Annotated in this window: 22 protein-coding genes, 1 tRNA gene and 1 other RNA gene; 11 read left to right on the top strand and 13 right to left on the bottom strand. The window is 65.8% G+C overall.

Features of this window, described 5'->3' with window-relative positions:
- From HMPREF2990_RS03850 to HMPREF2990_RS03840, 3 genes are all read left to right on the top strand, one after another.
- On the top strand, positions 1 to 2,131 hold a 2,131-nt coding region (locus tag HMPREF2990_RS03850; protein ID WP_070762792.1), incomplete at its 5' end, for an MMPL family transporter.
- The gene (tgt, locus tag HMPREF2990_RS03845; RefSeq protein WP_070762791.1) at positions 2,128 to 3,366 is read left to right on the top strand and encodes a tRNA guanosine(34) transglycosylase Tgt; all 1,239 of its coding nucleotides are present in this window, start codon (positions 2,128 to 2,130) and stop codon (positions 3,364 to 3,366) included. The genes HMPREF2990_RS03850 and tgt, both read left to right, overlap by 4 nt.
- Before the next feature lie 105 nt (positions 3,367 to 3,471).
- On the top strand, positions 3,472 to 3,807 hold the full coding sequence (locus tag HMPREF2990_RS03840) for a helix-turn-helix domain-containing protein (RefSeq protein ID WP_070762790.1): 336 nt from the start codon (positions 3,472 to 3,474) through the stop codon (positions 3,805 to 3,807).
- Positions 3,808 to 3,823: 16 nt separating this feature from the next.
- Here the strand turns inward: HMPREF2990_RS03840 and HMPREF2990_RS03835 are convergent, their stop codons facing one another.
- The 5 genes from HMPREF2990_RS03835 to HMPREF2990_RS03820 all read right to left on the bottom strand — a co-directional run bounded on the left by HMPREF2990_RS03835 (position 3,824) and on the right by HMPREF2990_RS03820 (position 9,669).
- Entirely contained in the window at positions 3,824 to 6,358 is a 2,535-nt protein-coding gene (locus tag HMPREF2990_RS03835) for an ABC transporter permease (RefSeq protein ID WP_366105904.1), read from the bottom strand.
- A 3-nt stretch (positions 6,359 to 6,361) separates the two neighbouring features.
- The gene (locus HMPREF2990_RS03830; RefSeq protein WP_070762879.1) at positions 6,362 to 7,099 is read right to left on the bottom strand and encodes an ABC transporter ATP-binding protein; all 738 of its coding nucleotides are present in this window, start codon (positions 7,097 to 7,099) and stop codon (positions 6,362 to 6,364) included.
- A 24-nt stretch (positions 7,100 to 7,123) separates the two neighbouring features.
- A complete protein-coding gene (locus HMPREF2990_RS03825) occupies positions 7,124 to 8,503 on the bottom strand; it encodes a TetR/AcrR family transcriptional regulator (protein ID WP_141757792.1) in 1,380 nt (459 codons plus the stop codon).
- A gap of 199 nt (positions 8,504 to 8,702) precedes the next feature.
- Positions 8,703 to 8,876: an Rv0909 family putative TA system antitoxin gene (locus HMPREF2990_RS12395; RefSeq protein ID WP_083316995.1), complete on the bottom strand. Its 174-nt coding sequence runs from the start codon at positions 8,874 to 8,876 to the stop codon at positions 8,703 to 8,705.
- A 121-nt stretch (positions 8,877 to 8,997) separates the two neighbouring features.
- Positions 8,998 to 9,669, bottom strand: a complete 672-nt coding sequence (locus HMPREF2990_RS03820) for a queuosine precursor transporter (protein WP_070762788.1) — start codon at positions 9,667 to 9,669, stop codon at positions 8,998 to 9,000.
- Positions 9,670 to 9,707: 38 nt separating this feature from the next.
- Between HMPREF2990_RS03820 and gluQRS the strand changes: the two genes are divergently transcribed.
- Complete coding sequence (gluQRS, locus tag HMPREF2990_RS03815) at positions 9,708 to 10,613, top strand: tRNA glutamyl-Q(34) synthetase GluQRS (protein ID WP_070762787.1); 906 nt, start codon at positions 9,708 to 9,710, stop codon at positions 10,611 to 10,613.
- Positions 10,614 to 10,623: 10 nt separating this feature from the next.
- On the opposite strand, the gene HMPREF2990_RS03810 is transcribed toward gluQRS, so the two are convergent.
- The gene (locus HMPREF2990_RS03810) at positions 10,624 to 11,118 is read right to left on the bottom strand and encodes a ferritin (protein ID WP_070762786.1); all 495 of its coding nucleotides are present in this window, start codon (positions 11,116 to 11,118) and stop codon (positions 10,624 to 10,626) included.
- Positions 11,119 to 11,555: 437 nt separating this feature from the next.
- Positions 11,556 to 11,654, bottom strand: an RNA gene (ffs, locus tag HMPREF2990_RS03805) — signal recognition particle sRNA small type.
- Positions 11,655 to 11,781: 127 nt separating this feature from the next.
- Between ffs and HMPREF2990_RS03800 the strand changes: the two genes are divergently transcribed.
- The 6 genes from HMPREF2990_RS03800 (at position 11,782) to recR (ending at position 17,167) form a co-directional block, all read left to right on the top strand.
- Positions 11,782 to 11,870: transfer RNA gene (locus HMPREF2990_RS03800), tRNA-Ser, on the top strand.
- 108 nt (positions 11,871 to 11,978) lie between these two features.
- On the top strand, positions 11,979 to 13,259 hold the full coding sequence (locus HMPREF2990_RS03795; RefSeq protein ID WP_070762785.1) for an aspartate aminotransferase type Ic: 1,281 nt from the start codon (positions 11,979 to 11,981) through the stop codon (positions 13,257 to 13,259).
- Positions 13,249 to 13,791: a hypothetical protein gene (locus HMPREF2990_RS03790; RefSeq protein WP_083316994.1), complete on the top strand. Its 543-nt coding sequence runs from the start codon at positions 13,249 to 13,251 to the stop codon at positions 13,789 to 13,791. Before HMPREF2990_RS03795 ends, HMPREF2990_RS03790 begins: the two co-directional genes overlap by 11 nt.
- A gap of 11 nt (positions 13,792 to 13,802) precedes the next feature.
- The gene (locus HMPREF2990_RS03785) at positions 13,803 to 15,968 is read left to right on the top strand and encodes a DNA polymerase III subunit gamma and tau (RefSeq protein WP_070762784.1); all 2,166 of its coding nucleotides are present in this window, start codon (positions 13,803 to 13,805) and stop codon (positions 15,966 to 15,968) included.
- 108 nt (positions 15,969 to 16,076) lie between these two features.
- Positions 16,077 to 16,463, top strand: coding sequence for a YbaB/EbfC family nucleoid-associated protein (locus HMPREF2990_RS03780; RefSeq protein WP_070762783.1), 387 nt, complete (start codon positions 16,077 to 16,079; stop codon positions 16,461 to 16,463).
- Positions 16,464 to 16,540: 77 nt separating this feature from the next.
- Positions 16,541 to 17,167: a recombination mediator RecR gene (gene recR, locus HMPREF2990_RS03775; RefSeq protein WP_070762782.1), complete on the top strand. Its 627-nt coding sequence runs from the start codon at positions 16,541 to 16,543 to the stop codon at positions 17,165 to 17,167.
- 1 nt (position 17,168) lies between these two features.
- Here recR and HMPREF2990_RS03770 read toward each other — a convergent pair whose 3' ends face one another.
- The 6 genes from HMPREF2990_RS03770 to HMPREF2990_RS03745 form a co-directional block, all read right to left on the bottom strand.
- The gene (locus tag HMPREF2990_RS03770; RefSeq protein ID WP_070762781.1) at positions 17,169 to 17,870 is read right to left on the bottom strand and encodes a type 1 glutamine amidotransferase; all 702 of its coding nucleotides are present in this window, start codon (positions 17,868 to 17,870) and stop codon (positions 17,169 to 17,171) included.
- The gene (locus HMPREF2990_RS03765; RefSeq protein WP_070762780.1) at positions 17,863 to 19,140 is read right to left on the bottom strand and encodes a Mur ligase family protein; all 1,278 of its coding nucleotides are present in this window, start codon (positions 19,138 to 19,140) and stop codon (positions 17,863 to 17,865) included. The genes HMPREF2990_RS03770 and HMPREF2990_RS03765 overlap by 8 nt, the downstream gene beginning before the upstream one ends.
- A gap of 10 nt (positions 19,141 to 19,150) precedes the next feature.
- The gene (locus tag HMPREF2990_RS03760; RefSeq protein ID WP_070762779.1) at positions 19,151 to 20,161 is read right to left on the bottom strand and encodes a DNA polymerase III subunit epsilon; all 1,011 of its coding nucleotides are present in this window, start codon (positions 20,159 to 20,161) and stop codon (positions 19,151 to 19,153) included.
- 35 nt (positions 20,162 to 20,196) lie between these two features.
- Complete coding sequence (locus tag HMPREF2990_RS03755) at positions 20,197 to 21,333, bottom strand: hypothetical protein (protein ID WP_070762778.1); 1,137 nt, start codon at positions 21,331 to 21,333, stop codon at positions 20,197 to 20,199.
- Between the two features lie 352 nt (positions 21,334 to 21,685).
- On the bottom strand, positions 21,686 to 23,521 hold the full coding sequence (gene leuA / locus HMPREF2990_RS03750; RefSeq protein ID WP_070762777.1) for a 2-isopropylmalate synthase: 1,836 nt from the start codon (positions 23,519 to 23,521) through the stop codon (positions 21,686 to 21,688).
- Positions 23,522 to 23,738: 217 nt separating this feature from the next.
- Positions 23,739 to 24,590: a DMT family transporter gene (locus tag HMPREF2990_RS03745; RefSeq protein ID WP_070762776.1), complete on the bottom strand. Its 852-nt coding sequence runs from the start codon at positions 24,588 to 24,590 to the stop codon at positions 23,739 to 23,741.
- A gap of 141 nt (positions 24,591 to 24,731) precedes the next feature.
- Between HMPREF2990_RS03745 and HMPREF2990_RS03740 the strand changes: the two genes are divergently transcribed.
- Entirely contained in the window at positions 24,732 to 25,997 is a 1,266-nt protein-coding gene (locus tag HMPREF2990_RS03740) for an aspartate kinase (protein ID WP_070762775.1), read from the top strand.
- Positions 25,998 to 26,037: the final 40 nt, after the last annotated feature.

Here is a 26,037-nt window from a genome sequence, read left to right as displayed (position 1 = left end):
CACCGTCGGCTACATCCGCGACCACCTCGAAGGCCTGACCGGCACAGACCGCTTCGGCAACCCGGTGGAGGTCAACAAAGAGCTGCAGGACATGATCGTCGGCCAGATGACGGAGATGGGCCTGCCGGAGGAAACCGCGCAGGTGGACGCGTACAACCTGCGCATGGTCTCGGACGACGGTCGGATCGGCTACACCACCTTCGAGTTCGGCGCGGAGTCCTCCATGTCGGTGGACCAGGCGGACCGCGACGTGGTCAATGAGGCGATGGAGCTCGGCCGCGAGGCGGGCCTCCAGGTCGAGGCGGGTGGCGCCGGCTTCGGCGACCCGATTGAGATCAACACGACCTCAGAGCTCATCGGCATCGGCGTGGCGTTCTTGGTCCTGCTGGTCACGTTCGGGTCGTTTGCAGCGTCGACAATGCCGATCGTCACCGCGATTGTGGGCGTGGGCATCGGCGCGCTGACGATCGTGCTGACCACCCACTGGGTGGAGCTCAACGACGTCACCCCGGTGCTGGCCGTGATGATCGGGCTGGCAGTTGGGATCGACTACGCCCTGTTCATCCTGTCGCGCTACCGGCAGGAACGACATACACTCCCAGGTCCGGAGGCCGCCGGCATGGCGGTCGGTACCGCGGGCTCCTCCGTGGTCTTCGCCGGCACGACCGTCTTCGTCGCACTCGTGGCACTCGTGCTCGCCGGGATCGAGTTCTTGTCCTGGATGGGCCTGGCTGCAGCCTTTACCGTTTTGGTTTCCGTGCTGGTGGCGCTTACGCTGCTGCCCGCGCTGCTCGGCCTGTGGGGCGATCGTGCCTTCGCCGGGCGCATCCCCGGTATCGCGGGGCACGCGGGCCCGGGCACACGCCCCGCCAAGGATTTGGACGCCAAATCCATGGGCCGCAGCTGGGTCAACCTCGTGCGCCGCTTCCCGGCCGCTGTCATGGCGCTCGTCGTGCTCGGCCTCGGTGCGCTTTCCGCCCCGGTGCTCAACCTGGAGATGGCGCTGCCGTCGGATAGCACCTCCAACGTGGACACCACGCAGCGCAAATCCGCCGACCTCATGGCGGAGGGTTTCGGCCCGGGCGTGAACGCCCCGTTTTTGATTGTGGTGGACGCGCATGCGGCCGACCCGGCGTCGGAAAGCTTGCAGCCCTACATGGACGCGATCCCCGACGACACGGGCGGCGCGGAGAAAGCGGCGCTGGCCTCGTTCATGTACGCGGTCGGGCAGGCGAACACGGTCAACGGGATCGAGCACGCGCAGCTCATCGGCGCCAACGAGGACATGACTGCCGCGCAGATCGTCGCCCACCCGCAGGGCGGCCCGGAGGAGGAGTACACCCTGGATGTGGCCCACGGCCTGCGGCAGACGCTGCACGAGGTCGAGGACGCCACCGGCGTGACGATCGGGCTGACCGGCCTGACCGCAGTGCAGATGGACATCACCGAGGAGCTCAGCGGGGCCATGCCGCTCTACCTGGCGATCGTGGTGGGCCTGGCGATCCTGCTACTGATGATCGTGTTCCGCTCGATCATGGTGCCGCTGGTCGCAGGCCTAGGCTTCTTGCTCTCGGTCGGCGCGGCCTTCGGCGTGACCGTCCTGTTCTGGCAGGAAGGGCTGTTCGGCCTGGTGAACACGCCAGGCCCCATCCTGTCGTTCCTGCCCATCTTCCTCATCGGCGTGACCTTCGGCCTGGCCATGGACTACCAGGTCTTCCTGGTCACCCGCATGCGCGAGCACTACCTCAAGCTGCGTCGCGCCGGCGACCCGGAAGCAGAAATCCGCGCCGTCCACGAGTCCGCCGTCGAGGGCTTCGCGCAGGGCGCGCGCGTGGTCACCGCCGCCGCAATCATCATGATCGCGGTGTTCGTCGCCTTTATTAACCAGCCGTTGCCGTTCATTCAGATCTTCGGCTTCGCGCTCGGAGCCGCCGTGCTTTTCGACGCCTTCTTCATACGCATGTCCCTCGTCCCCGCCACCATGTTCCTCTTGGGCCGCTCCACCTGGTGGATGCCGCACTGGCTCGACCGGATCCTGCCGCACGTGGACGTGGAGGGCACTGGCCTGGAGCACGAGTTTGAGGACCAAAGAGACACCCCCGAGACCGAAGTATTGGAGCCTGCCCGATGAGTACCGATCTTTCCTTTGACGTTGGCACCGAGCTGGGCCGCGCCCGCACCGGCACGATCCACACCCCGCACGGCGACATCCAAACGCCCGCGTTCATCCCGGTGGCCACGAAGGCGACGGTAAAGACGCTGACCCCGGAGCAGATCCGCGGCACCGGCGCCCAGGCCATCCTGTCCAACGCCTACCACCTGTACCTGCAGCCGGGGCCGGAGATCGTCGACGAGGCAGGCGGGGTCGCTGCCTTCGAAAACTGGCACGGCCCCACCTACACCGACTCCGGTGGCTTCCAGGTGATGAGCCTGGGCGTGGGATTCAAGAAGGTGCTCGCGATGGACGTCGCCGACCTGCACGAGAGCGACATCCGCGCCGCGAACAAGGACCGCATGGCCCGCGTCGACGACGACGGGGTCGACTTCAAGTCTTTCATCGACGGCTCCCTGCACCGCTTCACCCCGGAGGTGAGCATGCAGATCCAGCACCAGCTCGGCGCCGACATCATGTTCGCCTTCGACGAGCTGACCACCCTGGTGGACACCCGCGAGTACCAGGAGCACTCAGTGGAGCGCACCCGCCGCTGGGCGAAGCGCTGCCTGGACGAACACGACCGGCTCACCCGCGCCCGCACCGGCAAACCGCTGCAGTCGCTGTGGGGCGTGGTCCAGGGCGCGCAATACGAGGACTTGCGCCGCCAGGCGACCCGCGGCCTGCTCGAGCTGGACCGCGTCGCGCGCGAGGAGGGCAAGCGCGGCTTCGGCGGCTTCGGCATCGGCGGGGCGCTGGAGAAGGAAAACCTAGGCACCATCGTCGGCTGGGTCACCGACGAGCTGCCTGCGGACAAGCCCCGCCATCTGCTTGGCATCTCTGAGCCGGACGACATCTTCACTGCCGTCGAGGCCGGCGCCGACACCTTCGACTGCGTGGCCCCGACCCGGCTCGGGCGCCGCGGCGGCGTCTACACCCTCGACGGGCGCATGAACCTCGCCGGGGCCCGCTTCAAGCGCGACTTCTCCGGCGTGGACGAGGAGTTCGGCGGCTACGTCTCCGAGAACTACTCCCGCGCCTACATCCACCACCTGCTCAAGGCGAAGGAGTTCCTGGCCGGCACCCTGTGCACGATCCACAACCTGGAGTTCATGATCCGGCTCGTGGACAACATCCGCGCGGCCATCGACGCCGGCGACTACGAGGCGTACCGCGACGAGTTCATGGGGCGGTACTACGCTAACCAGCGGTAACGAACTTTTCGCGGAAAAGTTAGCTTTTGGGCCTCCCATTGCAGCTATGTGTTAAACCACATAAAGTGGTGCTTACTCAAAGCGGCGGAGAGGGAGGCACGGGTAATGTCCACGACGAAGTACGAAGAGTTCATCAAACCGTACAAAGAGGGCGCTTCGGCCGAGGCGAAGCTGGTGTACGAGGCGGCGGCGGGCGCTTTCAAAGCAGAGATTGCCGAGCGCGACGCTATCGGGACGACATTGGCTACTGTGCGGAAGAATAGGCGTCTATCCCAGCAAGCGGTGGCCGACGGTGCCGGGATTCAGCAGGCTGAACTCAGCCGAATCGAGAATGGGCTGGGGAACCCGACGGTTGATACCCTGCTGAAGATTCTCGCTGCGCTGGACTTGCGGATGACTTTTGAGTCACCCCAGCTCCAGACCGGTGACCAGGGGCAATAAACTTTTCGCGGAAAAGTTAGTCGGCAATTGCCTCCAGCGGCCCGGTGGCAGCGGCGCGCCGGGCCGGCCAGAGGGCGGCGAGCACGCCCACGACCAATGAGCCCAAAAGCACGATGCCGATCATGCGCCAGGGCACGATAATCGAGGACATGCCCTGACTCTCCAGCACGGTGAGGAACGCCCAGCCGAGTCCGAGTCCGAGGAGGACGCCGAGGACGGCGCCGAAGACGGACATCTGCACCGACTCGAGCGTGATCATGGTGCGCACCTGCCTGCGCTGCGTACCCACCGCGCGCAGCATGCCGATCTCCTGGCGACGCTCGATGACAGACAGCGTGAGCGTGTTGATGATGCCCAGCACCGCGATGATTACGGCAAGTGAGAGCAGTGCGTAGAGGATGAACAGCATTTGGTCGATGAGCGCTCCGACTTCGCCGGCCGCATCCTCGGCGGAGCGGACCTGCACCACGATGTCGTGGCGCACTGCGTCCTCGAGGTTCGCGCGCAGCTTCTCAACGTCCACAGTGCCGTCACCGCCGACACCCACCATCAGGATCGTCTCCGCTCGCCACGTCGCCACCTTGGCGGCGGCCTGCGCGGACACGACGAAGGTCTGCAGCACGTTGGAGTCCTCGGAGATGCCGCCCACGGTCACCGTCGTCGTTTCGGTAGAGACGCCGGGCGCGGCGATCTCAACAGTGTCGCCGACGTGCCAACCGCGCTCGGCGGCGATGCGGGAAGGCGCGATCAGCGTGTCGCCGGTGAGATCCGCAGAGCCTTCCACCATGTTGAGCTGGAGCAGGTCGGCGGCGTCGCCGTGGATCAGGTCGGTGGCACCGACCTGTCCGAGCTGGTGGCCGTACTCACCATCCACCGTCACCGGTGCTTGGCTGTAGCTGGTGATGGTGCCGACTCCGTGGACGTCGGCAAGCCGCTCCGGCAGATCGCTGGGCACGGGGAAGGAGCCGAGGTCGGGGCCGTAGAGGACGTAGTCGGCGCTGAACTCGCTTTTCGCCATGTCGTCGAGCGAGTGCTTCATGCTCGCGCCCAGCATGCCGATCACCGTGACCAGCGCGATGCCCAGCATGAGCGCGAAGGCGGTGGTCGCGGTGCGGCGCGGGTTGCGGCTGGTGTTTGTCGACGCCAGCTTGCCGACGGCTCCGAAAGGCAGCCCGATCGCCCGCCCGAACGGCGGCACCACCGGCAGGCTGAGCGCGGGCCCAGCGAGGAACAGGCCGCTAATCGCGCCGAGCGCGGCCACCCCGACGAGCGCGGCGCGGCGCCCGGCGGAGCCGTCCTCCCAGCTCATGCCGACGGCCGCCGCGGCCACCCCGAGGACGACGAGGATGAGGCCGGCGATCGTGCGTGCCTTGAGCGGCTGCGGGGTGGCGGACTCGCTGGCGCGCATCGCCTCGACCGGGCGGACCTTGCCTGCGCGGCGGGCGGGCGTGAGCGCGGAGACGATGGTGACCGCGGTGCCGACGACCAGGGGCACAAGCACTGCTTGCCAGGAAAGGCCGAGGCCGGTATCGGGAAGCTCCATGCCGTAGGCGCGCATCGCCACCTTGATCGCGGCGACGAGCCCCACGCCGCCGGCCACACCGAGGGCGGAGCCGAGCACGCCGACGAGCGCGGACTCCAGCGCCACCGAGCGTGTGATCTGGCCGCGGGTCGCGCCGATCGCGCGCAGCAGCGCGAACTCCTTGGTGCGCTGCGCCACGATCATGGAGAAGGTATTGGCAATCAGGAAGGTGCCCACCAAAAGCCCCACCAGCGCGAAAGCGATGAGGAAGTAGCTGACAAAGCTCAACGCGTCGCGGATCTGCTTGCTGGTCTCCTCCGCGACCGATTCGCCGGTGTTGATATCTAAGTCGGGGTGCGCCGCACGCAGCTTCTCGACGAGCGCTTCCGGCTCAGTATCTCGCCCCGCGACCGTCAGCGCGGGCACCGTGTCGCCCTGCGTGTAGTACTCCGTATACGTCTCCGGGTTGACCCGGAACAGCAGGGAGGACTGCTGGGCGAGTTCGTGGTCGTAAAAGCCGGTGACGGTGATGTCCTGGCGGCCGTCGCGGTCGACGACGATGAGGCGCTCGCCGAGTTCGATGCCGTAGTTCTCCGCGCCGTTGCGGTTGACTACGGCCTCGCCGACCTGCTCCGGCGCGTCGCCGTAGACAAGCTCGGTAGGCGCGCCGACAGCCTCGTCTGGGCCGTAGTAGAGGCCCAGGCGGGAGGCACCCATCTTCATTTGGATGGCGGTTTCGTCCTCGTAAGCTGCGACAATGGACTTTTCGGCGAAAAGATTGGTCCGCGCCACCGCCGGGTCGTCGGCAATGGCTTCGGCTTCCTCACGCGACATGGGGCCCTTGACTACCGCGTCGGTGCCGTCGAGGACCGTGCCCACTGCCGAGTCGAAGGTGGAGGAGAGCATGGAGGTAAACATCAGCGCTCCGGACAGGAACGCGGTGCCGAGCACGACCGAGAGGACGGTCAGGGCGAGCCGGAGTTTGTGGGCCGCAACGTTGCGCAGCGACACTTTCGTCATCGGGCGCATGCGTTAAACCTCAATCCCGGCCATGACCTGCAGGATTGCGTCCATGGTGGGGTGCGTGAGCTCGTCGATAATCGCGCCGTCGCGCAGGAAGATGACGCGGTCGGCGAAGGATGCGGCGCGCGCGTCGTGGGTGACGATGACGACGGTCTGATCGTCGCTGTCCACCGCGGTGCGCAGGATGCGCAGGACCTCGGTAGAGGAGTTGGAGTCGAGGTTGCCGGTTGGCTCGTCGCCGAAGATGATCTCCGGGCGCGAGACTAATGCGCGGGCGCAGGCCACGCGCTGCTGCTGGCCGCCGGAGAGCTCGGCGGGGCGGTGCGTGAGCCGCTCGTCCAGGCCGAGTCGGCGCGTGATCTGCGCGAACCACTCCTGGTCGATGGTGCCACCGGCGATATCCGTGGGCAGCGTGATGTTTTCCGCCGCGGTCAGGGTGGGGACCAGGTTGAAGGACTGGAAGATGAAGCCGAGGCGGTCGCGGCGCAGGGTGGTCAACGCCCCGTCGTGAAGCGAGGAGAGCTCCGTGTCGCCGAGGAAGACCTCGCCGGAGGTGGCCGAGTCGAGCCCGGCCATCACGTGCATCAGTGTGGACTTGCCGGAGCCGGAAGGGCCCATGATGGCGGTGAACTCACCGCGGCGAAACTCCACGTTGACCCCGTCGAGCGCGCGCACCTGCGTGTCGCCCTCGCCGTAGGTTTTGACCAAGTCGACCGCCCGGGCGGCGGGCACTGCTGCACGATCCATGCTGCCCATTGTGTCATGGCGCAGTTAGTTCGGGCGCAACTCCAGCACGTTGATCATGCCGCGCAGGCCGATGTCCATGATGCGGGAGCTGACCTGGAAGCAGAACTCCGGGGTGTGATAGCGCAGCGCGCCGACCGTGACGAGCTGGGCGATGCCGTGCACGGCGGCCCACAGCGCCATCATCTGGGTGTAGAGGACCCAGGTGGAGCGCGGGCCCTCGGACTCGGAGATCGCGTCGCGCACGATGTTCATCAGGAAGGTGAAGGCCTTGCCCATGTCGAAAGGCTGGGACATCCCGCCCTCGTCGTCGAAGGAGACGGGGACGATCGAGCGGCTCGAGATCTCGATCAGCGCGACAAAGCCGACCGGGTCACTCAGCGCATACTCGACGTAGCCGAAGCCAGCGGCCTTGATGTAGGTCAGGCTCGGCGAGCCGTCGGGGACGCACGCCGCCTGGCGCATGATGGCCTGGGTGTTCGCCTCGTCGAGGTAGATCTCCAGTTCGCGGAGGAGGGCCTGGTCGCCGTCGAAAAGCTGGGTGGCAGTTTTCAGCGGAATGTCCGCGCGCTGTGCTGCGTCCTTCAGAGAGAAGTTGGCCAGGCCATCCGCCACAACCTCTTCGGCGGCACCGCGCAGGATGGCCTCGCGGATCTCGTCCTTGGTGCCGCGTGGCATGTCCTTGGCCAGGGTGGTCCAGGTTTCGGAGGCCGGGCCGGGGATGGTGCCCGGGTCGAAGCGGAGAATGTTGCCCTCGCTCATGGTGTTGCACATGCCGGAGAGCATGGAGTTCATGGCGGCCTGGAAGGTCTGGCGCTTCGCGGTCGGGGAGAGGTGGCGCATGATGCCGAAGGTGGCCAGGTGCGCCAGGCCGTGTGCCTCGGAAAGCAGGGCGAGCGTGCCGGTGATCAGGAGTTCTTCCTGGATCGGGTGGCCCAGCTCGTTGATCGCCTCGACGAGGAGGTTGAGCACGCGCGCGCTGACCTCGGGGAACGCGTCCGGCTTGAGGGGGCGTGTAATCTCGTCCTCGATGTTGGGGAAGTCCTCGGTGACCTTCGAGTGGCTGTAGGCCGCAAAGTAAGTCGGGTTGTCCAGCGCGGCGTTGAAGTAGCCGGTGGCGTTTGCCAGTACGCGCTTGATGATCGGCGTATCCTCCGGGAGCTTCGCCAGCTCGCGGTCGGCGTAGTCGCGCAGGCGGTCGTTGAGGAACTCGGTGACCCCGGCGAAGAGGGCGGCATCATCTGCGTAGAGCGCGCGGGCCTCGTCCAGCGGGATGTCGGCCTGGTTAGCGGCGCGCTCTAGCGTGAGCGCCTCTTTGTCGCCGCGGCCCAGAATCTGTGCGGCCGTGTCCAGGAGCCTGTGCTCGACTGAACCGGCGGCGGGCGCGGAAGTATCTTGTGCAGTCACGTCTATAAGTCTAGCTGCACTGAGAGTGATCTCCCAGCGCAGCGGGCATGTCTTGGGTCGTTCTGAAGCGGCGCTCAGCGCCGATTTATTGGGGGCTCAGCTCCGGGGCGAAAATCGTAAAAATCCCATAAATGCGCCGAACGGGTCCCACACTGTGGAAAGCGTGAGACCCGTTCGGGGGGAGAAGTTGGACGAGTGCTTACTCGTTCCCCAGCTTCTTATCCGCAGCTTCGCGGACCTGGTCAACCTTGTCGTGCTTGTCCTCGCCCAGCTTGTCCTTTGCGGCGTCAGCGGCCTTGTCCAGGCCCTGGTCCGTAACCTGCTCGGCCTTGTCGGAGTTCAGTGCATCCTTTGCCTTATCAAAAACGCCCATTGTGCTAATCCTTTCGTTGCGTATCTACTAATCGTTCGCCCCCTCGCGGGAACCAACGTGCCCCAACATAACGACGCATCGCGGCCGCGTCGACCAATCGCAGTGAGTTGTAAGGGAATCGTTATTTTGCCAGCTGGGCATTTCGCTTCTCGACGCCACGCACCCACGCAATCGTCGGATAGGTAACAGGCAACAAGATGACCTCCATTAGCGTCTTCCACACAAAGCCGACCAGGACATAGTTGATGAAGTCGCCCGGGGTGGCGATCCCGATCACGCTAGCGGCGATGGCGCAGAACAGCAGCGTGTCCAAGAATTCGCCGACCACGGTCGAGCCGATCAGCCGCGCCCACAGGTGCTCCATGCCGAAGCGGTCCTTCATCTTCTGCAGCACCCACGCATTTGACAGCTGCCCCACTACGTAACCGGCGAGCGAGGCCAGCACGATCTGCGGCACCAAGCCAAGGACGGCAGCAAAGGTGTCCTGCATGTCGTAGAAACCGGCCGGAGGCAGCCAGATCGCGATGTAGAAGGAGACCACCGCCAGCACGGCGATGCCGAAGCCGGTGAAGATGGCGCGGCGGGCCGCCTTGAAGCCGTAGACTTCCGCGATCACGTCGCCGATGACGTAGGAGATGGGGAAGAGGAAGAACGCGCCGTCGGTAATCAAAGGCCCCAACTCCACGCCCTTCTGGGCCGTGATGTTGGAGATGAGAAAGACCGCGCAGAACACCGCGAGCAGCACCGAGTACGGCGAGCGGGTGGCGGGAGGCGAGGTGGAAGGAAGTGTCACGAGTGAGTATTCAACCACAGGGGAAGTAGTCTCGGGGCATGCCTGCTGGAAGATACGCGCCTTCGCCGAGCGGCGACCTGCACTTTGGCAACCTGCGCACCGCGGTGCTCGCGTGGCTGTTCGCCCGCCAGACCGATCGCGCGTGCTACCTGCGCGTCGAGGACATCGACTCGGAGCGCTCCAGCATGGAATCCGCAGCACGCCAGATCGCAGACCTGGAAGCGCTGGGGCTCACATTTGATCCGCCGGTGACCTACCAGTCCGACAACAACGAGCGCTACCGCGCCGCGCTGGCCAAGCTCGACGTCTACGAGTGCTACTGCACCCGCCGCGACATCCGCGAGGCTGCAAGCGCCCCGCACGCCCAGCCCGGCATGTACCCCGGGACCTGCCGCGACCTCACCGACGCGCAGCGTGAGGCTAAGCGCGCGGACCTTGCCGAGCAGGGCCGCATGCCCGCCCTACGGCTGCGTGCTGAATCCGCTAAGTGGAGCGTGCGTGACTTCTACGCCGGTGAGGTGGTCGGGGCGATTGACGACGTCATCCTCCGACGCGGCGGCAACCTCAACCAGGTACAGGCCGGCGACTGGGCGTACAACCTCGCCGTGGTTGTCGACGACGGCGAGCAGGGTATCGACCAAGTCGTCCGCGGCGACGACCTGATGTTCTCCGCACCCGCGCAGGCGTACCTGGCGCACCTGCTGGGGTACGAGCAGCCCGAGTACGTGCACGTCCCGCTCGTGGTCAATGCGGAAGGCCGCAGACTTGCCAAGCGCGACGGGGCCGTCACGCTGCGGGAGATGCTGCGCGAGCAGGAAATCGGGGAGGTCGTCGGCCAGATTGCGGCCTCCATCGGTTGCCCCGGCGTGGAGACCGTGGACGCGCTGCTGACAGACTTCGACCCAGGGTCGCTGCCGCGCGAACCCTGGGTCTGGTCTGGTTAGTTGTGTCTGGCTAGTTGCTCGAGTCGCGAGCGCCGAGAGTAGCGTCGATGCGCAGGATGCCGGAGCCGTCCGTGCCGACGAGCTCGAGCTGATCGATGATCTCGCTGACCGAGGACTCCTCGCTGATCTGCTCATCGAGGAACCAGGTCAGCAGGCTGCGGGACTCCAGGTCGCCCACCTCGTCTGCGACGCGGGTGAGCTGACGAATCGACTCGGAGACCTTCTTCTCGTGCTCCAGCGCCGCCTTAAACGCCTCGACCGGCGAGGAGATCCGCGGTGCCTCGATCTCGATGCTCTTCAGCTCGACGCGCTCGCCGCGATCCAGCAGGTGCTGGGTGAACTTCATTGCGTGGTCGCACTCCTCCCGTGCCTGCTCAGCGAACCAGGCGCTCATGCCCGGGAAGGACAGAGCGTCCATCTCGTTGGCCAGGTGGCGGTAGAGGTATGCGGCCAGGTACTCGTCGGTGACCTGGTTATTCATGACGTCACGAAGTTTTGTGTCCATGGTGGTTGTGCCTTTCGTTCGATGTAGTTGGTCGTTGGGAACTAAGCCTACCCCAAGTCTAGTCCGCGAAGATTCGGAGTGCATGTGAGGTTGGCGTGAAAAATTTTACGTCTACCCCTTTAGTGACCTGGGGGAATGGCTCCGGTTCGTCATTTGCATGTCGGATTTTTCACGGTTTCGGGGTTAAGCGACAAAATGTGTGCTTTTGTGCCGGGATTCCCGGTGGCCTGTCGTGCCGTTGGTTGTCCCAAACGGAGCTAGCTCCATTTGGCTCTGGCGCGGTTGGAAAACGCCAGGTCGCGGGAAGCTGGTTGGTCTAAATGGAGCTAGCTCCATTTGGGTCGGGCGTAGGTGACAGCCAGGACACGCATCTTGGCTCGCCAAAGGAGGGCGGAAATTACACACATCTAAAACCCGCCCCGATACAAGCCCCACAAAAACTAAGGGGACCCCACGCACCTGCCAGAGCTCGCTGACCCTTGCTGCGTTCCCGCCCTGGGGGAGTTCACAAGATAAGCACCGCGTGGGATCCTGCCCAACACTGTAGCGAACACGCCGCGCAAGCTCCAAACCTTTCCGGCCTACGTGCCTATGTGCTGCGGTTTTGGTGCGGTAGGACGCATGCGCTAAAGTATTGCACCGACGCTGTGAGCGTTACTCATTGGAGGATTCGACTAGCGGCCTATGTCACACGCCTGGAACGCGTGCGGGTAGCAATACCCTCGTGGGTTCAAATCCCACATCCTCCGCCAAATCACCGGCACTCCGCAATTCTGCGGGGTGCCGGTTTTTGCGTCGTCCACGGTATGATCGCGGTCAAAACGTTATCGCCGACCCATGATTGGATGCGTGAATCGCACATGGCACACACGCCGCTGACCGAGCTTACCCAGGAACAACTTGCTGAACTGGCAAAAGACGTCCGCGAGCAGTACGCCGCACTGCAGGCGAAGGGGCTGAAGCTGGATCTGACGCGCGGTAAGCCGTCGTCCGAGCAGCTTGATTTTGCCAACGAGCTCCTCGATCTGCCGGGGAAGGGCAACTACACGGACAGTGCTGGCACCGATGTGCGCAACTACGGCGGGGCAGTGGGGATCCCGGACATCCGCAACCTGTGGGCCGATGTACTCGGCGTGGATCCGGCGCTGGTGATCGCGGGCGATGCGTCCTCGCTGAACATCATGTTTGACCTGGTGTCCTTCTCCTGCATGTTCGGCAACAACGATTCGCCGCGCCCGTGGAAGGACGAGGAGAAGCTGAAGTGGATCTGCCCGGTGCCGGGCTACGACCGTCACTTCGCCATCACCGAGCTCTTCGGCTTCGAGATGATCACCGTGCCCATGGGCGAGCACGGCCCGGACATGGACGCAGTCGAGGAGTTGGCGAAGGACCCGCAGGTCAAGGGCATGTGGACTGTGCCGGTTTTCAGCAACCCCACCGGCTCCGTTTACTCGCGCGAGACCATCGAGCGCCTGGCAAAGATGGAAACTGCCGCGCCGGACTTCCGCATCGTCTGGGATAACGCATACGCCGTCCACACGCTGACCGACGAGTTCCCGGAGAACCCGAACGTGCTGCAGATCGCCGCGGACGCGGGCAACCCGAACCGTTTCTGGTACATGAGCTCGACCTCCAAGATCACCCACGCGGGCTCGGGCGTCGCCTTCTTCGCCTCCTCGGCCGAGAACCTGGAGTGGTACAAGAAGTTCGCCGGCGTGCGCGGGATCGGCCCGAACAAGGTCAACCAGCTCGCTCACGCCCGCTACTTCCACGACGCGGAGGGTGTACGCCTGGTGATGCGCAAGCACGCCGGTTCGCTCGCCCCGAAGTTCGAGGCGGTCAACAAGGCACTTGAGGAGCGCCTCGGCGGCTACGACATCGCGACTTGGACCAGGCCCGAGGGCGGCTACTTCGTCTCCCTCGACGTGCCGGAGGGCACTGCGACCCGCGTGTGGGAGCTGGCCAAGGAGGCAGGCATCAACCTTACACAGGCCGGCTCGCCCTTCCCGCTGCACAAGGATCCGCAGGATCGCACCCTGCGCCTGGCTCCCTCGATGCCGCCGCTGGACGAGGTCGCTGAGGCCATGGACGGCGTCGCGCTTTGCGTCCTGCTCGCCGCGATCGAGCAGCGTGAGGCCTAACCAGGCCGCCGAGTGGCTCGGCTCCTTCTTTCCCGCCGAGCCCTCGCTTATCGACGCCCCACCAGCCCCCTTCCCAGCCCTTGCCGCCCAAGGCATCGCCGCCACCTGCGGGTTCTCCGAGGTAGATACCGGGCTCGCCCTCGAGGGGGAGACAGGCACGGATGTGCGTTGTGAACTGGTGGTGCGTGGTGGCGTCGAGAAGCAACTGCTCGGTGCCACTTTGGGCGCGGCGGCGACGATGCTGCTCGAGCTCGGCGTGCCCGCGCAGCCCGGGGTGGGGCTGGAGCGCCTGCTGGATCGAGTGGAGCTGCCGGAGGGGGTGAGCGTGCGCCACGGGTTTCTGCGCGAACCGCGGCTGTTTGCCCAGGGCACGCCGCTTGTGCGCGAGCCCGGGCGGCTGACCCTGCTGCTGGAGCTGGCGCTGCTCACCGACGACGAGTACGCCATCGCCACGGAGCAGGGCGAGGCCGTCTTGGAGCGGCGGATGCGGCGCAGGGGAGCGGCAATGGCCGACTGGCACCGCGATGCCTAGACTTAGACGGCGTGGCTCTCTACCGGAAATATCGTCCCGCGACCTTTGGTGAAGTGATCGGCCAAGAACAGGTCACCGTCCCGCTGTCCACCGCCCTGGACAACGGGCGCATCAACCACGCCTACCTGTTTTCCGGGCCGCGCGGCTGCGGCAAGACCTCGTCCGCGCGCATCCTTGCGCGCTCGCTGAACTGCGTGGAGGGGCCGACCTCGACCCCGTGCGGGGTGTGCGAGTCCTGCCGCTCGCTCGCGCCGGGCGGCTCCGGAAACTTGGATGTGATGGAGCTGGACGCGGCCTCACATGGCGGCGTCGACGATATGCGTGACCTGCGCGAGCGCGCCATGTTCGCACCCGCGGAGTCGCGCTACCGCGTCTTCATCATCGATGAGGCGCACATGATCTCCCAGTCCGGTAACAACGCGCTGCTGAAGATTGTGGAGGAGCCGCCGGAGCACCTCATCTTCATCTTCGCCACCACCGAGCCGGAAAAGATGCTCGGCACGATCCGCTCGCGCACCCACAACTACCCGTTCCGCCTGCTCACCCCGCAGGCGATGCGCGAGTTACTCGAGGGCGTGGTGGCCGAAGAAGGCGCGAAGGTGGAAGACACCGTCTACCCGCTGATCATTCGCGCGGGCGGCGGCTCCCCGCGCGACACGCTGTCCGTGTTGGACCAGCTGCTCGCCGGCGCGGGCCCCGACGGGCTGACCTACGACTTGGCGCTGCCGCTTCTGGGCGTCACCGACCTCTCGCTTCTCGACGGCGCAATCGACGCCCTCGCCGCACGCGACGCCTCCGCGATCTTCCACACCATCGACAACGTCATCGAGTCCGGCCACGAGCCGCGCCGCTTCGCCCTCGACCTGCTCGACCGGCTCCGCGACCTGCTCGTGGTGCGTACCGTGCCCGACGCCTTTGGGCAAGGGCTTGTCGACGCCCCCGTGGACCGCGCCGACGTCCTCCGCGCCGAAGCCGAACAGTTCAGCCCCGCGCAGCTGTCCGCCCTGGCCACGGAGGTCAACGACCGCATCGCGGACCTGCGCGGTGCGACCTCCCCGCGCCTGCTGCTCGAGGTGATGATGGCGCACCTGCTTACCCTGGGCGAGAGCGTCGCAGCGCAGTCGAGTGCTGGCGCTGCTGGAGCTGCGTCGGGTGGAACTTCTGGCGGGGGCGCTGCAGCAGCTGCTGCGGCGGCCGCTGCAGCAGCCGCGGCTTCGGGCCAGGTACGCAGCAAGTCGACCCCGCCGCCGCAGCCGGCACCGCCGGTACGGAAGCCGGAGCCAGCTCAACCTGCTCAGCCAGCTCAACCTGCGCAACCTGCACAGCCTGAGCCCGAGCAGCCGAAGCCAGCTGAACCGCAGCCGGAGCCAGTGCAGCCTGAATCTGAACGCGCACAGCCCGAGCCCGCTGCAAGTCAAGAGAGCACAGAAGGTACAGACCTGGACGCGCTCTACGACCGTGTGGTGCGCGACTGGACCACCCTGCGGCAGTCGGTGGGCGAGCGCAACAAGGTCGCCGAGATCATGCTCACCGAGGCGAAACCCCTTGGGATGGACGGCGAGACGCTCGTGATCGGCCACAACACCGGCGCGCTTGCCGAGCGCATCAACTCCGAGCGCAACAACGTCGACATCGTGGCGGTGTTTGAAGAAAAGCTAGGCCACCGGGTCGCGGTGCGCTGCGTAGTGGGCACCAGCCCGGAGGCGGCGAACGTGCAGCCTCGGCAGCAACCGCGCGCGGAGCAGGTGTGGAACCCGAACAAGGGCGCGGGATCGAACGAGCCCACGCCCGAGGAGCCTGCGGGGGCCAAACCTGAGGCACCTGCTCCACCTACAACGCCGCGGCCCAACCCCGGTGCGCAAGCCCGTGCCGAGGCCAACGATTGGAAGGCTGCGGCGCAGGCCGCAAGCCGAAAGGCTGCGGAGAAGGCGCAGCGCGAACGCGACGAGATTCCGCTGCCGCCCGAGCCGATGGACGACGAGCCCGACTACGACCCCTATGCCTCCGGGGCCGCACCCCTGCCGCAGGACCCGGCGGCTGCGCCGTACACGCGGGAGGAAGAGGAGCGCGATATGGCGGAGCAGGCCATCTCGGAGGAGGGCACGCTCGACCACCGCGACGCCACCGAGGTCGCCATGGAACTGCTGAGTAAAGAGCTTGGCGCGAAGCCGCTGTAACGCGGCGTTCGCTGTCAGCAAGCAGGGGCTTAATGGCGCGGAGATGCGGGTACACTAGTGCCTAAACATCGCCCGCGAGGAAAAACAAACGTAGAAAGGTTGCTCAACATGACTGAGCCGAACATGCCGACCGATATGCAGGACCTCATCCGCCAGGCAGCGGAGGTCCAGGCACAGCTGCAGCAGGCACAGCAGGAGCTGCTGGCCGCTGAGGTCACCGGTACCGCCGGTGGCGAGCTGGTGAAGGTCACCATGACCGGTGGCGCGGAGATCACCAACCTGGAGATCAAGCCGGAGGCCGTGGACCCGGAGGACGTGGAGTCCCTGCAGGACCTCATCCTCGCCGCGTACCGCGATGCGCACAACAAGGCTGGCCAGCTCGCGCAGGAGAAGATCGGCCCGCTGACCGGCGGCTCCGGCCTGGGCCAGCAGGGCGGCCCGACCGGCGGCCAGCCCGCAGGTGAGGGCGAGATCCCCTTCGGCGGCATTTTCTAAACCCGCGTAAAGCTCGTATAAGCGCCTGGCCGTGGGCCGGGCGCTTTGGCGTGTAAAGAGTCAAGGAGGCACCCGCCATGTTTGAAGGCCCGCTGCAGGACCTTATCGACGAGTTCTCGCGCCTACCCGGCGTCGGGCCCAAATCAGCCCAGCGCATTGCCTTCCACCTGCTCAAAACCGAGCCGGAGGATATCGACCGGCTGCGCGCAGCGCTGGCCGCGGTGCGCGACGGAGTGACGTTCTGCCGGATCTGTAACAACGTCTCCCGCGAGGAGGTCTGCCGCATCTGCGCCGACTCCGGCCGCGATGCCACGACCGTGTGTGTGGTGGAGGACGCCAAGGATATCCAGGTCATCGAGCGCACCGGCGAGTACTCCGGGCGCTATCACGTGCTCGGTGGGGCGCTTGACCCGCTGGCGAACGTCGGCCCGAAGGACCTGGCGATCGCGCCGCTCCTCAAGCGCATTGGCGGCGTTCTGCCGGACCTCGAGGGGGAGGAGTCCCCGCAGGTCAACGAAGTGATCCTGGCGACCGACCCAGACACCGAGGGCGAGGCGACTGCCTCCTACCTGGTGCGCCTGCTCAAGGACTTCCCGGAGCTGACGATCTCTCGCCTGGCCTCCGGCATGCCGCTGGGCGGGGACTTGGAGTTCGTCGACGAGCTCACGCTCTCGCGCGCACTCAGCGGCCGGTTGAAGCTCTAAGCTACTTCAGCCGCTCGGCGCGCAGCCTGTCCACCACGTCCAGCTCGAGCGGTGCGAGCTCGGCCGGGTCCACGTCGAGAGCGCGGGCGAGCAGCAGGTCCGCCAGCTCCGGGTTGCGGGCCAGCACGGGACCGTGCATGTAGGTGGCGATCACGCTGCCCTGGACCACGCCTTCTGCCGTGCCGTCCAGGTTGCCGATGCCGCGGGTGACACGCCCGAGGGGCTGGGCGTCGAGGCCGAGCACGGTGCCGCCCATGTGGTTTTCAAACCCGGTCAGGGCGGCGGTAAGCGGTCCTTGTGGGGTGGTTGTGACTTCGCCGATGGCGCGGGAGGAAAGGGGGGTGGTGGTGGCGTCGAGAAGCGAGATGCCCTTGACCTCGCGGCCGCCGGCGTTGAAGGAGTGGCCGAGCACCTGCAGGCCCGCGCAGATTGCCAGGATCGGGGTGCCTTTGTCGGCGGCGCGCTGCAGGCCGGGGGAGGACGAAAGGCGCTCAGCGGCGAGGATCTGGGCGGAGTCCTCGCCGCCGCCGAGAGTGTAGACGTCGCAGTCGTCGGTGATCTCGTCGGTGAGCAGGAATGGGCGGATTTCGGCGTCGATGTCGCGCATGCGGGCGCGCTGGCGCAGCACGAGCGCGTTGCCGTCGTCGCCGTAGGTGCCCAAAACGTCCGGCAGAATCAGGCCGATTGTCAGTTGCTTAGCCACGGTAGTCCTCCTGCTTCGCCATATCCCGTTTCAGATCGCGGAACGCGGTGTAGTTCGCCAGCACCTCCACACGGCCCGGCGGGCAGGCGCGGATGGCCTTGACCACGTCGTGGACCAGCTCGTGCTCGATGCCCGCATATAACAGGCGGACCGCCAGGTCCGTGCCGCGCTCGCCGGCGGCCTTGACCGCGATGCCGTCGAAGTCCTCGAATTTTACGTCCCACAGCCAGGACACGTCTGCGCCGTCGCCCTGCTGGGCGTTGACGGCGATGACCACGCCGTCGGCGTCGCGGTCCAGCATGGTCAGGGCCTCCTGCCAGCCGGCAGGATTCTTGGCCAAAAGCAGGCGCACTTCGTGCTCGCCGAGGCCGACGGTGGCGTAGCGGCCCGCGACGTTGTCCACGCCCTCTACGGCGCGCACCGCCTTGTCCAGGGGCACGTCATAGGCCTCGACCGCGGCGGCCACGGCCTGGGCAGCGTTGCCGCGGTTGGCGCGCCCGGGCAGAGTCAGGTTCAAGGCCACCTCGCCGTGCGGGGTGGACAGGACGTGCTTATCGACGGTGTACGTCGGCTCAGGGCGGCGAAACTCGGTACCGTCGGCGAGCTTCTCAGTGGCGTACCAGTCGCCGTCCGGCGTGCGCACCACCGAGCCCGCGCCGCGCGGGTTGGTCACCGAATCGTTGACCCAACCGGCACCGGCTGAAACCCACACCACGTTCGGGTGGCCCCAGGCCACCGAGGTCATGAGCACGTCGTCGCAGTTGGCAATCACCGTCATCTCCGGGTGGGCCTCGACGCAGGCGCGTAGGGCGCGCTCGATCTTGTTGATCTCGCCCACGCGGTCGAGCTGGTCGCGCGAGAGGTTGAGCAGTACGAGTGCGTTCGGGTGGAGGCTGTCGGCCACGTGCGGCACGTGCAGCTCGTCGACCTCTAAGGCGATGAGGTTGGCGTCTTGGCCCGCCATGAGCGCGGAGATGATGCCGGCGTCCATATTGTCGCCGCCCTCGTTGGTGGCCACGGTGTGGGTGGTGCGCAGCGCTTGCACCAGCATGCGGGTCGTGGTGGACTTGCCGTTCGTGCCGGTGACCAGCGCCGCGGGGCGGCCGCGGCCGAGCCCGTCCATGATGTTGGGGTCGATGGCACCGGCGACCAAGCCGCCGATCATGCCGCCGGCACCACGGCCGGTGGCGCGTGAGGCGGAAGTCGCAAGCTGAGCTGCTGCGAGCGCGGTTTTCGTGCGGATGCGGCTGAAGCGTCCTCTCGGATTCATGCGCTCTACGTTAGTCCACGCCAGCGGCAGAACCCATCTCCTCCACGGCCTGCAAAAACTCCTCGCCGGTGAGGATTGGGATGTCCTTGCGGTGTCCGTGCATCGCCTTGCCGCGCAGTTCGGCCCCCTTCGCCAGGGCATCGGAGACCACTAGGGAGCTTTCGCGGCTGAGCTTTTCGGTGTAGGTCAGGCCGGCGCGCACGGCGGCGTCGATAAGCGTGTCCGGCTCGAGCGCCACATCGTCGGTGACCACGACAACCATGCCCTTTTCCAGGCCGGATTGCTTGGTGTACTTGCCGGGGTTGTCTGCGGCCGCGCCGGCGTTCTCCGCGTCCACACGCACCGTGGAGCGCTGCAGGCCGAAACGGTCCGGTGCCAGCTCGTCCGGAGTCCGGCCGGTGACTTCGCCGCGCTCGCGCAGCTGCAAGAACATCGCCACCAGCTTCAGCGTCTGCTCGCGGGAGAGCTCCGCCTCCGGACGGTTCGCGCGTTCCACGGAGGCGATCGGGGACTCGGAGGCCACGCCGATCACATCCGCGACCGCATTGATGCGCAGGTCAGTGGGGATCTCGCCTTGGCGACGCGCCACGGCAAGCAAGTCCACGATCTCCGTGGGGCGCGGCACGTGCCCCACGCGCTGGCGGCGGCGCCCGTTGCGCTTCTTCCGGGAGCGGTTCGCGCGTGCGGCGGCGCTCATTGCGCGGCGCGCCTCGCTCACGATGAAGCCCCAGGTGGTGGGGGTGTCGAAGATGATGAGCGTGCGGTCGTCGAGAAGCTTATCCAGCGTTTTTAAAAACCTGCTGAAGCGCGGCGACTGCGCCACCTCGTGCGCGCTTAAACCGTGCGTGTGGCGGGGGCCCGGATCGCAGCCGGGGTTGATCACGGTGTGGAATTCCTCGCCCACGCGCCCGCCATCATCAAAGGTCACGGCATCGATGGTGAGGATCCGCCCGGTTGACGGGTGGATGCCCGTCGTCTGCGCATAGAGCGCGACATAGGGGTAGGGATCATTCGATGTCATTGTTCAGAGTCTAGCCGGGCCTGGCAGCGGCGAAGCTACTCGGCCGGGGCAGACTCCGAAGGGGCCTCTTCCTGAGCCTCCGCGGCTGGGGGCTCGTACGCCGGCATCGCATTATTGTCGCCGACCCACTGCGAGGAAATCGCGATCACGCCAGCGACGATCAGCAGGATCAGGATGGCACCCGCAGTCAGGCAGATCGGGTGCAGGGCGTGCTTCAACTGCGCGATCCGTTCCGCTTCGTCCTGCTCGGCCTGGGACGGGGCCTCGGGTGTCGACTCGGCGGCGAGCGCGGCCTGCGCTGCGTCCTGATCCGCCTTGAACTGCGCGTCAGGGGCAGTTACCGGCGGTGCTGCGGGAGTCTCCGGGGCTTGCGCCTCGTGGTGCTCGGCGCCGCCGACACTGGCAGCGGTGCTCGCGCCGACGGACACGAGCTCAGGCAGGCGCTCGGCCTCCGCAAGCGGCAGGTAGGGCACGGGGGAGAGCACCTGCGGGGCACCGAGCTCCTGAACACCGCTGAGGTTCACCGTCAGTTCCGCGCCTCCCTTGGCGGGGGTGTGGTAGCCGCGCACCACCATGGCCAGGCCGCGGCGCTCGAGGTTACGCAGCGTCGGGGTGATCTCCGAGGCGGTGCGGCTATCCAGACGCCCGACCGCGCCGTTGCCCAGGGAGGCGACGACGTCCCCGGCCTTGTCGAATCCGATGCGTACGAGCAGGCTCATGCTGTCATCGACGTCGCGTTCGGCGGCGTCCTGGTAGTAGAGCACCGTCCGCGGGCCGTTGCCATCCAGCAGGGCCCAGGGCTCCAGCGGCGGCTCGTTCGCGGGGATGCACAGGCCGGGGCGGGGGAGGCGGAGGCTCAAGGCGACGCCGCCTTCGTCGAAACGCTCGGCGCGTGCGGTGACCTCCGGCGTGAGATTCGCCGCCGCGATGTGTGCGAGCTCCGGGTACTCCAGGGCCTCTTCCTCGGGGAAAGTGCTGAGGATGCTGCCGTTGTACTCGACGTAGAAGCCGAGATCCTCGCCGCGCTGCAGGAGGGTGACCTGCACGTCGGCGGTGTCCGTGCCAGCGTTATCCAACAACCGGGTCACCAGTGCAGTATCCACGTCAATAGTGGGAATGCTGTGCACTGCGCCGATTCCGTGGTCGGGGACCACGTAGTTGGGGGTCCGCATGGTTAGATGCCACCTTACTTCTCGCGGTTGGAACACTCGTGGGGGAAAATCTGCAGCTAAAAGTTGCCTTTTCCTGCAACTGCTGTGCTGTGCTTATGTTCAAGTATAGGTGTCGACGTTCTTCCTGCGAAGGGCACGACGCAAGGAGATGTTGAACAGTCGATCAATGTTCTCGTTATACCTGCGTTAATTGACAAAACCATAAAAGTTCTCTGAGTGGGGTAGGTCACTTATGTGGTTTCGCCTGCGTCGACAAGCTAAGAGCTGTGCTTAGAGTCTGAGGAGAGCGAAACCGCCCCCAATCGCCCCCGAAAAGGGGTAGTTGGTGGCGGTTGTGCGCTGCCCGGCTGGCTTACACGCCGCCGGTCTTGCCCTCCGTCAGGCCGCGGTTGACTGCCGAGGTGATCGCCTTGAGCGAGGCACGCGTGGTCGAACCGGCGATACCCACGCCCCAGGCGGAGGTGCCGTCCACATCGGCGTAGATGTAGCAGGCGGCATCCGCATCGTCACCAGCAGAGCGGGAGCGCTGCGAGTAGTCCTGCACCTCAAAGTCGATGCCCAGGGACTCCAGTGCGTTGGCAAACGCCGCGATCGGGCCGTTGCCGGTGCCGTGGATCTCGTGGCGCTCGCCGCGGTACTCCACGGTGACCTTCACTGCCGAGTCATCGTCCTCGGCTACCGCGCCGGTGACCTCGTAGTCCACCAGCTCCAGCGGGGTATCCAGGTCCAGGTAGGTGCCCGCGAAGATGTCCCACATGTTCTTCGAGTTGACCTCGCCGCCCTCCGAGTCCGTGATGGACTGTACGATGGCGGAGAACTCCGGCTGCATGGCCTTCGGCATGTTGATGCCGTGGTCGGTCTTCATGATGTAGGCAACGCCGCCCTTGCCGGACTGCGAGTTCACGCGGATGACCGCCTCGTAGGTACGGCCCACGTCCTTCGGGTCGATCGGCAGGTAGGGCACCTCCCACGTCGTCTCGCGGAGCTCCTCCCAGGACACATCGTTGGAAGAAGCGTTGGGGCGCACACGCTGCGCCAGTGCGTCCAGGCCCTTGTTGATCGCGTCCTGGTGCGAGCCGGAGAACGCGGTAAAGACCAGGTCGCCGCCGTAGGGGTGGCGCTCCGGTACGCGCAGCTGGTTGCAGTACTCCACGGTCTGGCGGATCTTGTTGATATCCGAGAAGTCGATCTGCGGGTCCACACCCTGCGTCAGCATGTTCAGGCCGAGGGTGACCAAGTCCACGTTGCCGGTGCGCTCGCCGTTGCCGAACAGGCAGCCCTCGATGCGGTCAGCGCCTGCCATGTAGCCCAGCTCGGCTGCGGCGACGCCCTCGCCACGGTCGTTGTGCGGGTGCAGGGACAGGATGATGGACTCGCGGTGTGCCAGGTTGCGGTGCATCCACTCGATGGAGTCCGCGTAGACGTTCGGGCTGATCATCTCCACCGTGGAGGGCAGGTTGATGATGATCGGGTCGGCCGGGGTCGGCTCCATGATGTCCACGACTGCGTCGCAGACCTCCTTGGCAAACTCCAGCTCGGTGCCCGTGTAGGACTCCGGCGAGTACTGCCAGCGCCAGTTGGTGTCCGGGTAGTCCTCCGCGATGGTCTTGATCAGCTCGGCCGCGTCGGTGGCCAGCTTCTTAATTGCCGGGCGGTCCTTGCGGAAGACCACCTCGCGCTGCAGCTTGGAGGTGGAGTTGTAGAAGTGCACGATCACGTTCTTCGCGCCCGCGCAGGCCTCGAAGGTGCGGCGGATCAGGTGCTCGCGCGCCTGCACCAGCACCTGGATGGTCACGTCATCGGGGATCATGTCCTGCTCGATGATCTCGCGCACAAAGTCAAAGTCTGTCTGGCTAGCGGAGGGGAAGCCGACCTCGATCTCCTTGTAACCCATCTCCACCAGCAGGTTGAACATGCGGCGCTTGCGCTCCGGGCTCATCGGGTCAATCAACGCCTGGTTGCCGTCGCGCAGGTCCACGGCGCACCACTGCGGGGCGACCGTAATCTTCTTGTCCGGCCAGGTGCGGTCCGGCAGGGTAATGTCCTCGACCTCTTCGGCGAAGCTTAAGTAGCGGTCTACCGGCATCTGCGAGCCGCGCTGCTTATTCCACGCGGGCTGACCCTCGTTCTTCGGGCCGTCCGGGGTGCGGATTTCGCGGGGGACAAAAAATTCGTTTGGGTTGGTCATTGGGCTTCCTTCCACGTAGCGGGTGTATTCGGTGTGTGATCCACGGCCGGCAAGCACAAACTCCGCGACGGGGTGCCGGCCGTGTTAGTAAGTGGCCTGATTCCCGCCGCGGCGTAGAAGGAGTAGCTGCCGATGTGACATGCCAGACATCTTACACACCAGCGCGCGCGTGTCACGCGCATCACACATTTATATGCACTTCTGATCTATCTGCCGGCTACTTGATGCTGACTCGGGTGACCATCGCGGCGCTGAAAAGCATGCCCGCGATGGTTACCACCATGGCCGTCCAGCCGAGGAAACCGGTGAGTGCGAACTTTTCGCCCAAAAGTACAAGACCCAAGCTCAGGGCCACGAGCGGCTCGACCACCTTCATGGCGGGCAGGGTGGTGGCCAGCTTCCCGGCCCCGAACGCGTACTGCTGGACGACGGTGCCCAGCACCGCGGAGGCGAGCATCGCCCAGAACTGCCAGGCGCTGAGGATGCCGGTGATGCCGCCGTGGACGTAGGCGTCGACAGCCACTTTGGAGAAGACGGCGAGGTAGCCGAAGATTGCCCCGCAGAGGATGCCAAAGGAGAGGCTTTGGAAGGCGGCGGAGCGGGAGCGGGAAAACGCGAACGTCGCAAAGAGCCCGGCGAGCCCGAGTCCGACGGCGAGCAACCACTCCCAGTGCGCAGGCGTGCGCTCGCCTGGGGTGGGGTGGCCGACGACAACCACGATGCCCACGAAGACTGTGAGCAGGACAGACCAGAAAGAGGTGGTGGTGGAGAGGCGGCGGCGCTCGACTCGCGCGGACAGCAGCAGCGTGAGCATGAGCGAGAGCACAAGCACCGGCTGCACCACGAGCAGAGATCCGAAGGCGAGTGCGACCGCCTGAAAACCGTAGGCGGCCAGCGCAAGCGAAAGGGAAAACCACCAGGCGGGGCGCTTGAGCGCGCGCAGTGGGGACTCGTTGACCTCACCTTGTTTGCGGCCGGCCCGCAGGATCTGGTGCCGCCACACGGTGCCCACCGCGATCAGCAGTGCGGAGGTAAACGCAAAGCCGATCGCGAGGAAGTTGTTGTGCACACAGAATGATATTAGTGCGATACCTCGTATCGTGGTTTTCTGCCCGCTATTGTTGGTACACGGACCTGGATCCACTTTTCTTAGAGCAAGAAGCACTATGGACCGACACGGTTTCGGCCGAAATGGAAGGCGTAGACAGCAATGGCATTGATCGTGCAGAAGTACGGAGGCTCCTCCCTCGAAAGTGCGGAGCGAATTCGCGCCGTCGCTGAGCGCATCGTTGCCACGAAGAAGACCGGCAACGACGTGGTGGTGGTCTGCTCCGCGATGGGCGATACCACCGACGAGCTGCTGGACCTGGCCGCCCAGGTCAACCCCACTCCGCCCGCGCGCGAGATGGACATGCTGCTGACGGCCGGCGAGCGCATCTCAAACTCGCTGGTGGCGATGGCGGTAGCCTCCTATGGCGTGGACGTGCAGTCCTTCACCGGCTCGCAGGCGGGCGTGATTACCACCGAGCGCCACGGCAACGCGCGCATTATTGACGTCACGCCGGGCCGCGTCCAGGAGGCCGTAGATGCGGGCAAGATCGCCATCGTCGCGGGCTTCCAGGGTGTCAACCGCGATACGCGCGACATCACCACGTTGGGCCGCGGTGGCTCGGACACCACGGCGGTGGCGCTCGCGGCGGCGATGAATGCCGACGAGTGCGAGATCTACTCGGACGTGGACGGTGTCTACACCGCGGATCCGCGCATTGTGTCTGATGCGCGCAAGCTGGACAAGCTCTGCTTCGAGGAGATGCTGGAGCTGGCCGCATCGGGGTCGAAGATCCTGGTGCTGCGCAGTGTGGAATACGCTCGCGCGTTCAATGTACCTATGCGAGTTCGCTCGTCTTACAGTAACGACACCGGCACGCTGGTTGCCGGAGCATTGGAGGATATCCCCATGGAAGAAGCAGTCCTGTCCGGAGTAGCTACCGACGCTACGGAGGCGAAGATCACCGTCCTGGGTATTCCGGACACTCCGGGTGAGGCGGCGAAGCTCTTCCGTGCGCTGGCGGACGCAGAGATCAACATCGACATGGTGCTGCAGAACATCTCCACCCTGGAGGAGAAGAAGACGGACATCACCTTCACGCTGCCCATCCCGGACCGCCCGCGCTGCATGGACCTGCTGACCAAGCTGAAGGAGAGCGAGGGCTGGGGCGACGTGATCTACAACGATGACGTGGGCAAGGTCTCCCTGGTCGGCGCTGGCATGAAGTCGCACCCGGGCGTGACCGCGGACTTTACCGAGGCCCTGCGCGACGCAGGCGTGAACATCGAGATGATCACCACCTCGGAGATCCGCATCACCGCCGTCGTGCGTGACGCAGACCTGGCGGAGGCTACCCGCGCTATCCACGATCGCTTTGACCTGGGCGGCGACGAGCCCGCCGTCGTCTACGCAGGCACCGGGCGCTAACGCCTTTTCGCTGGACACCAACTTTTTGCAGTAAAGGAGC

This window comes from Corynebacterium sp. HMSC071B10 (genome assembly GCF_001814825.1).
Classification (GTDB): Bacteria; Actinomycetota; Actinomycetes; order Mycobacteriales; family Mycobacteriaceae; genus Corynebacterium.
This window is presented reverse-complemented; position numbering and strand designations above follow the sequence as displayed.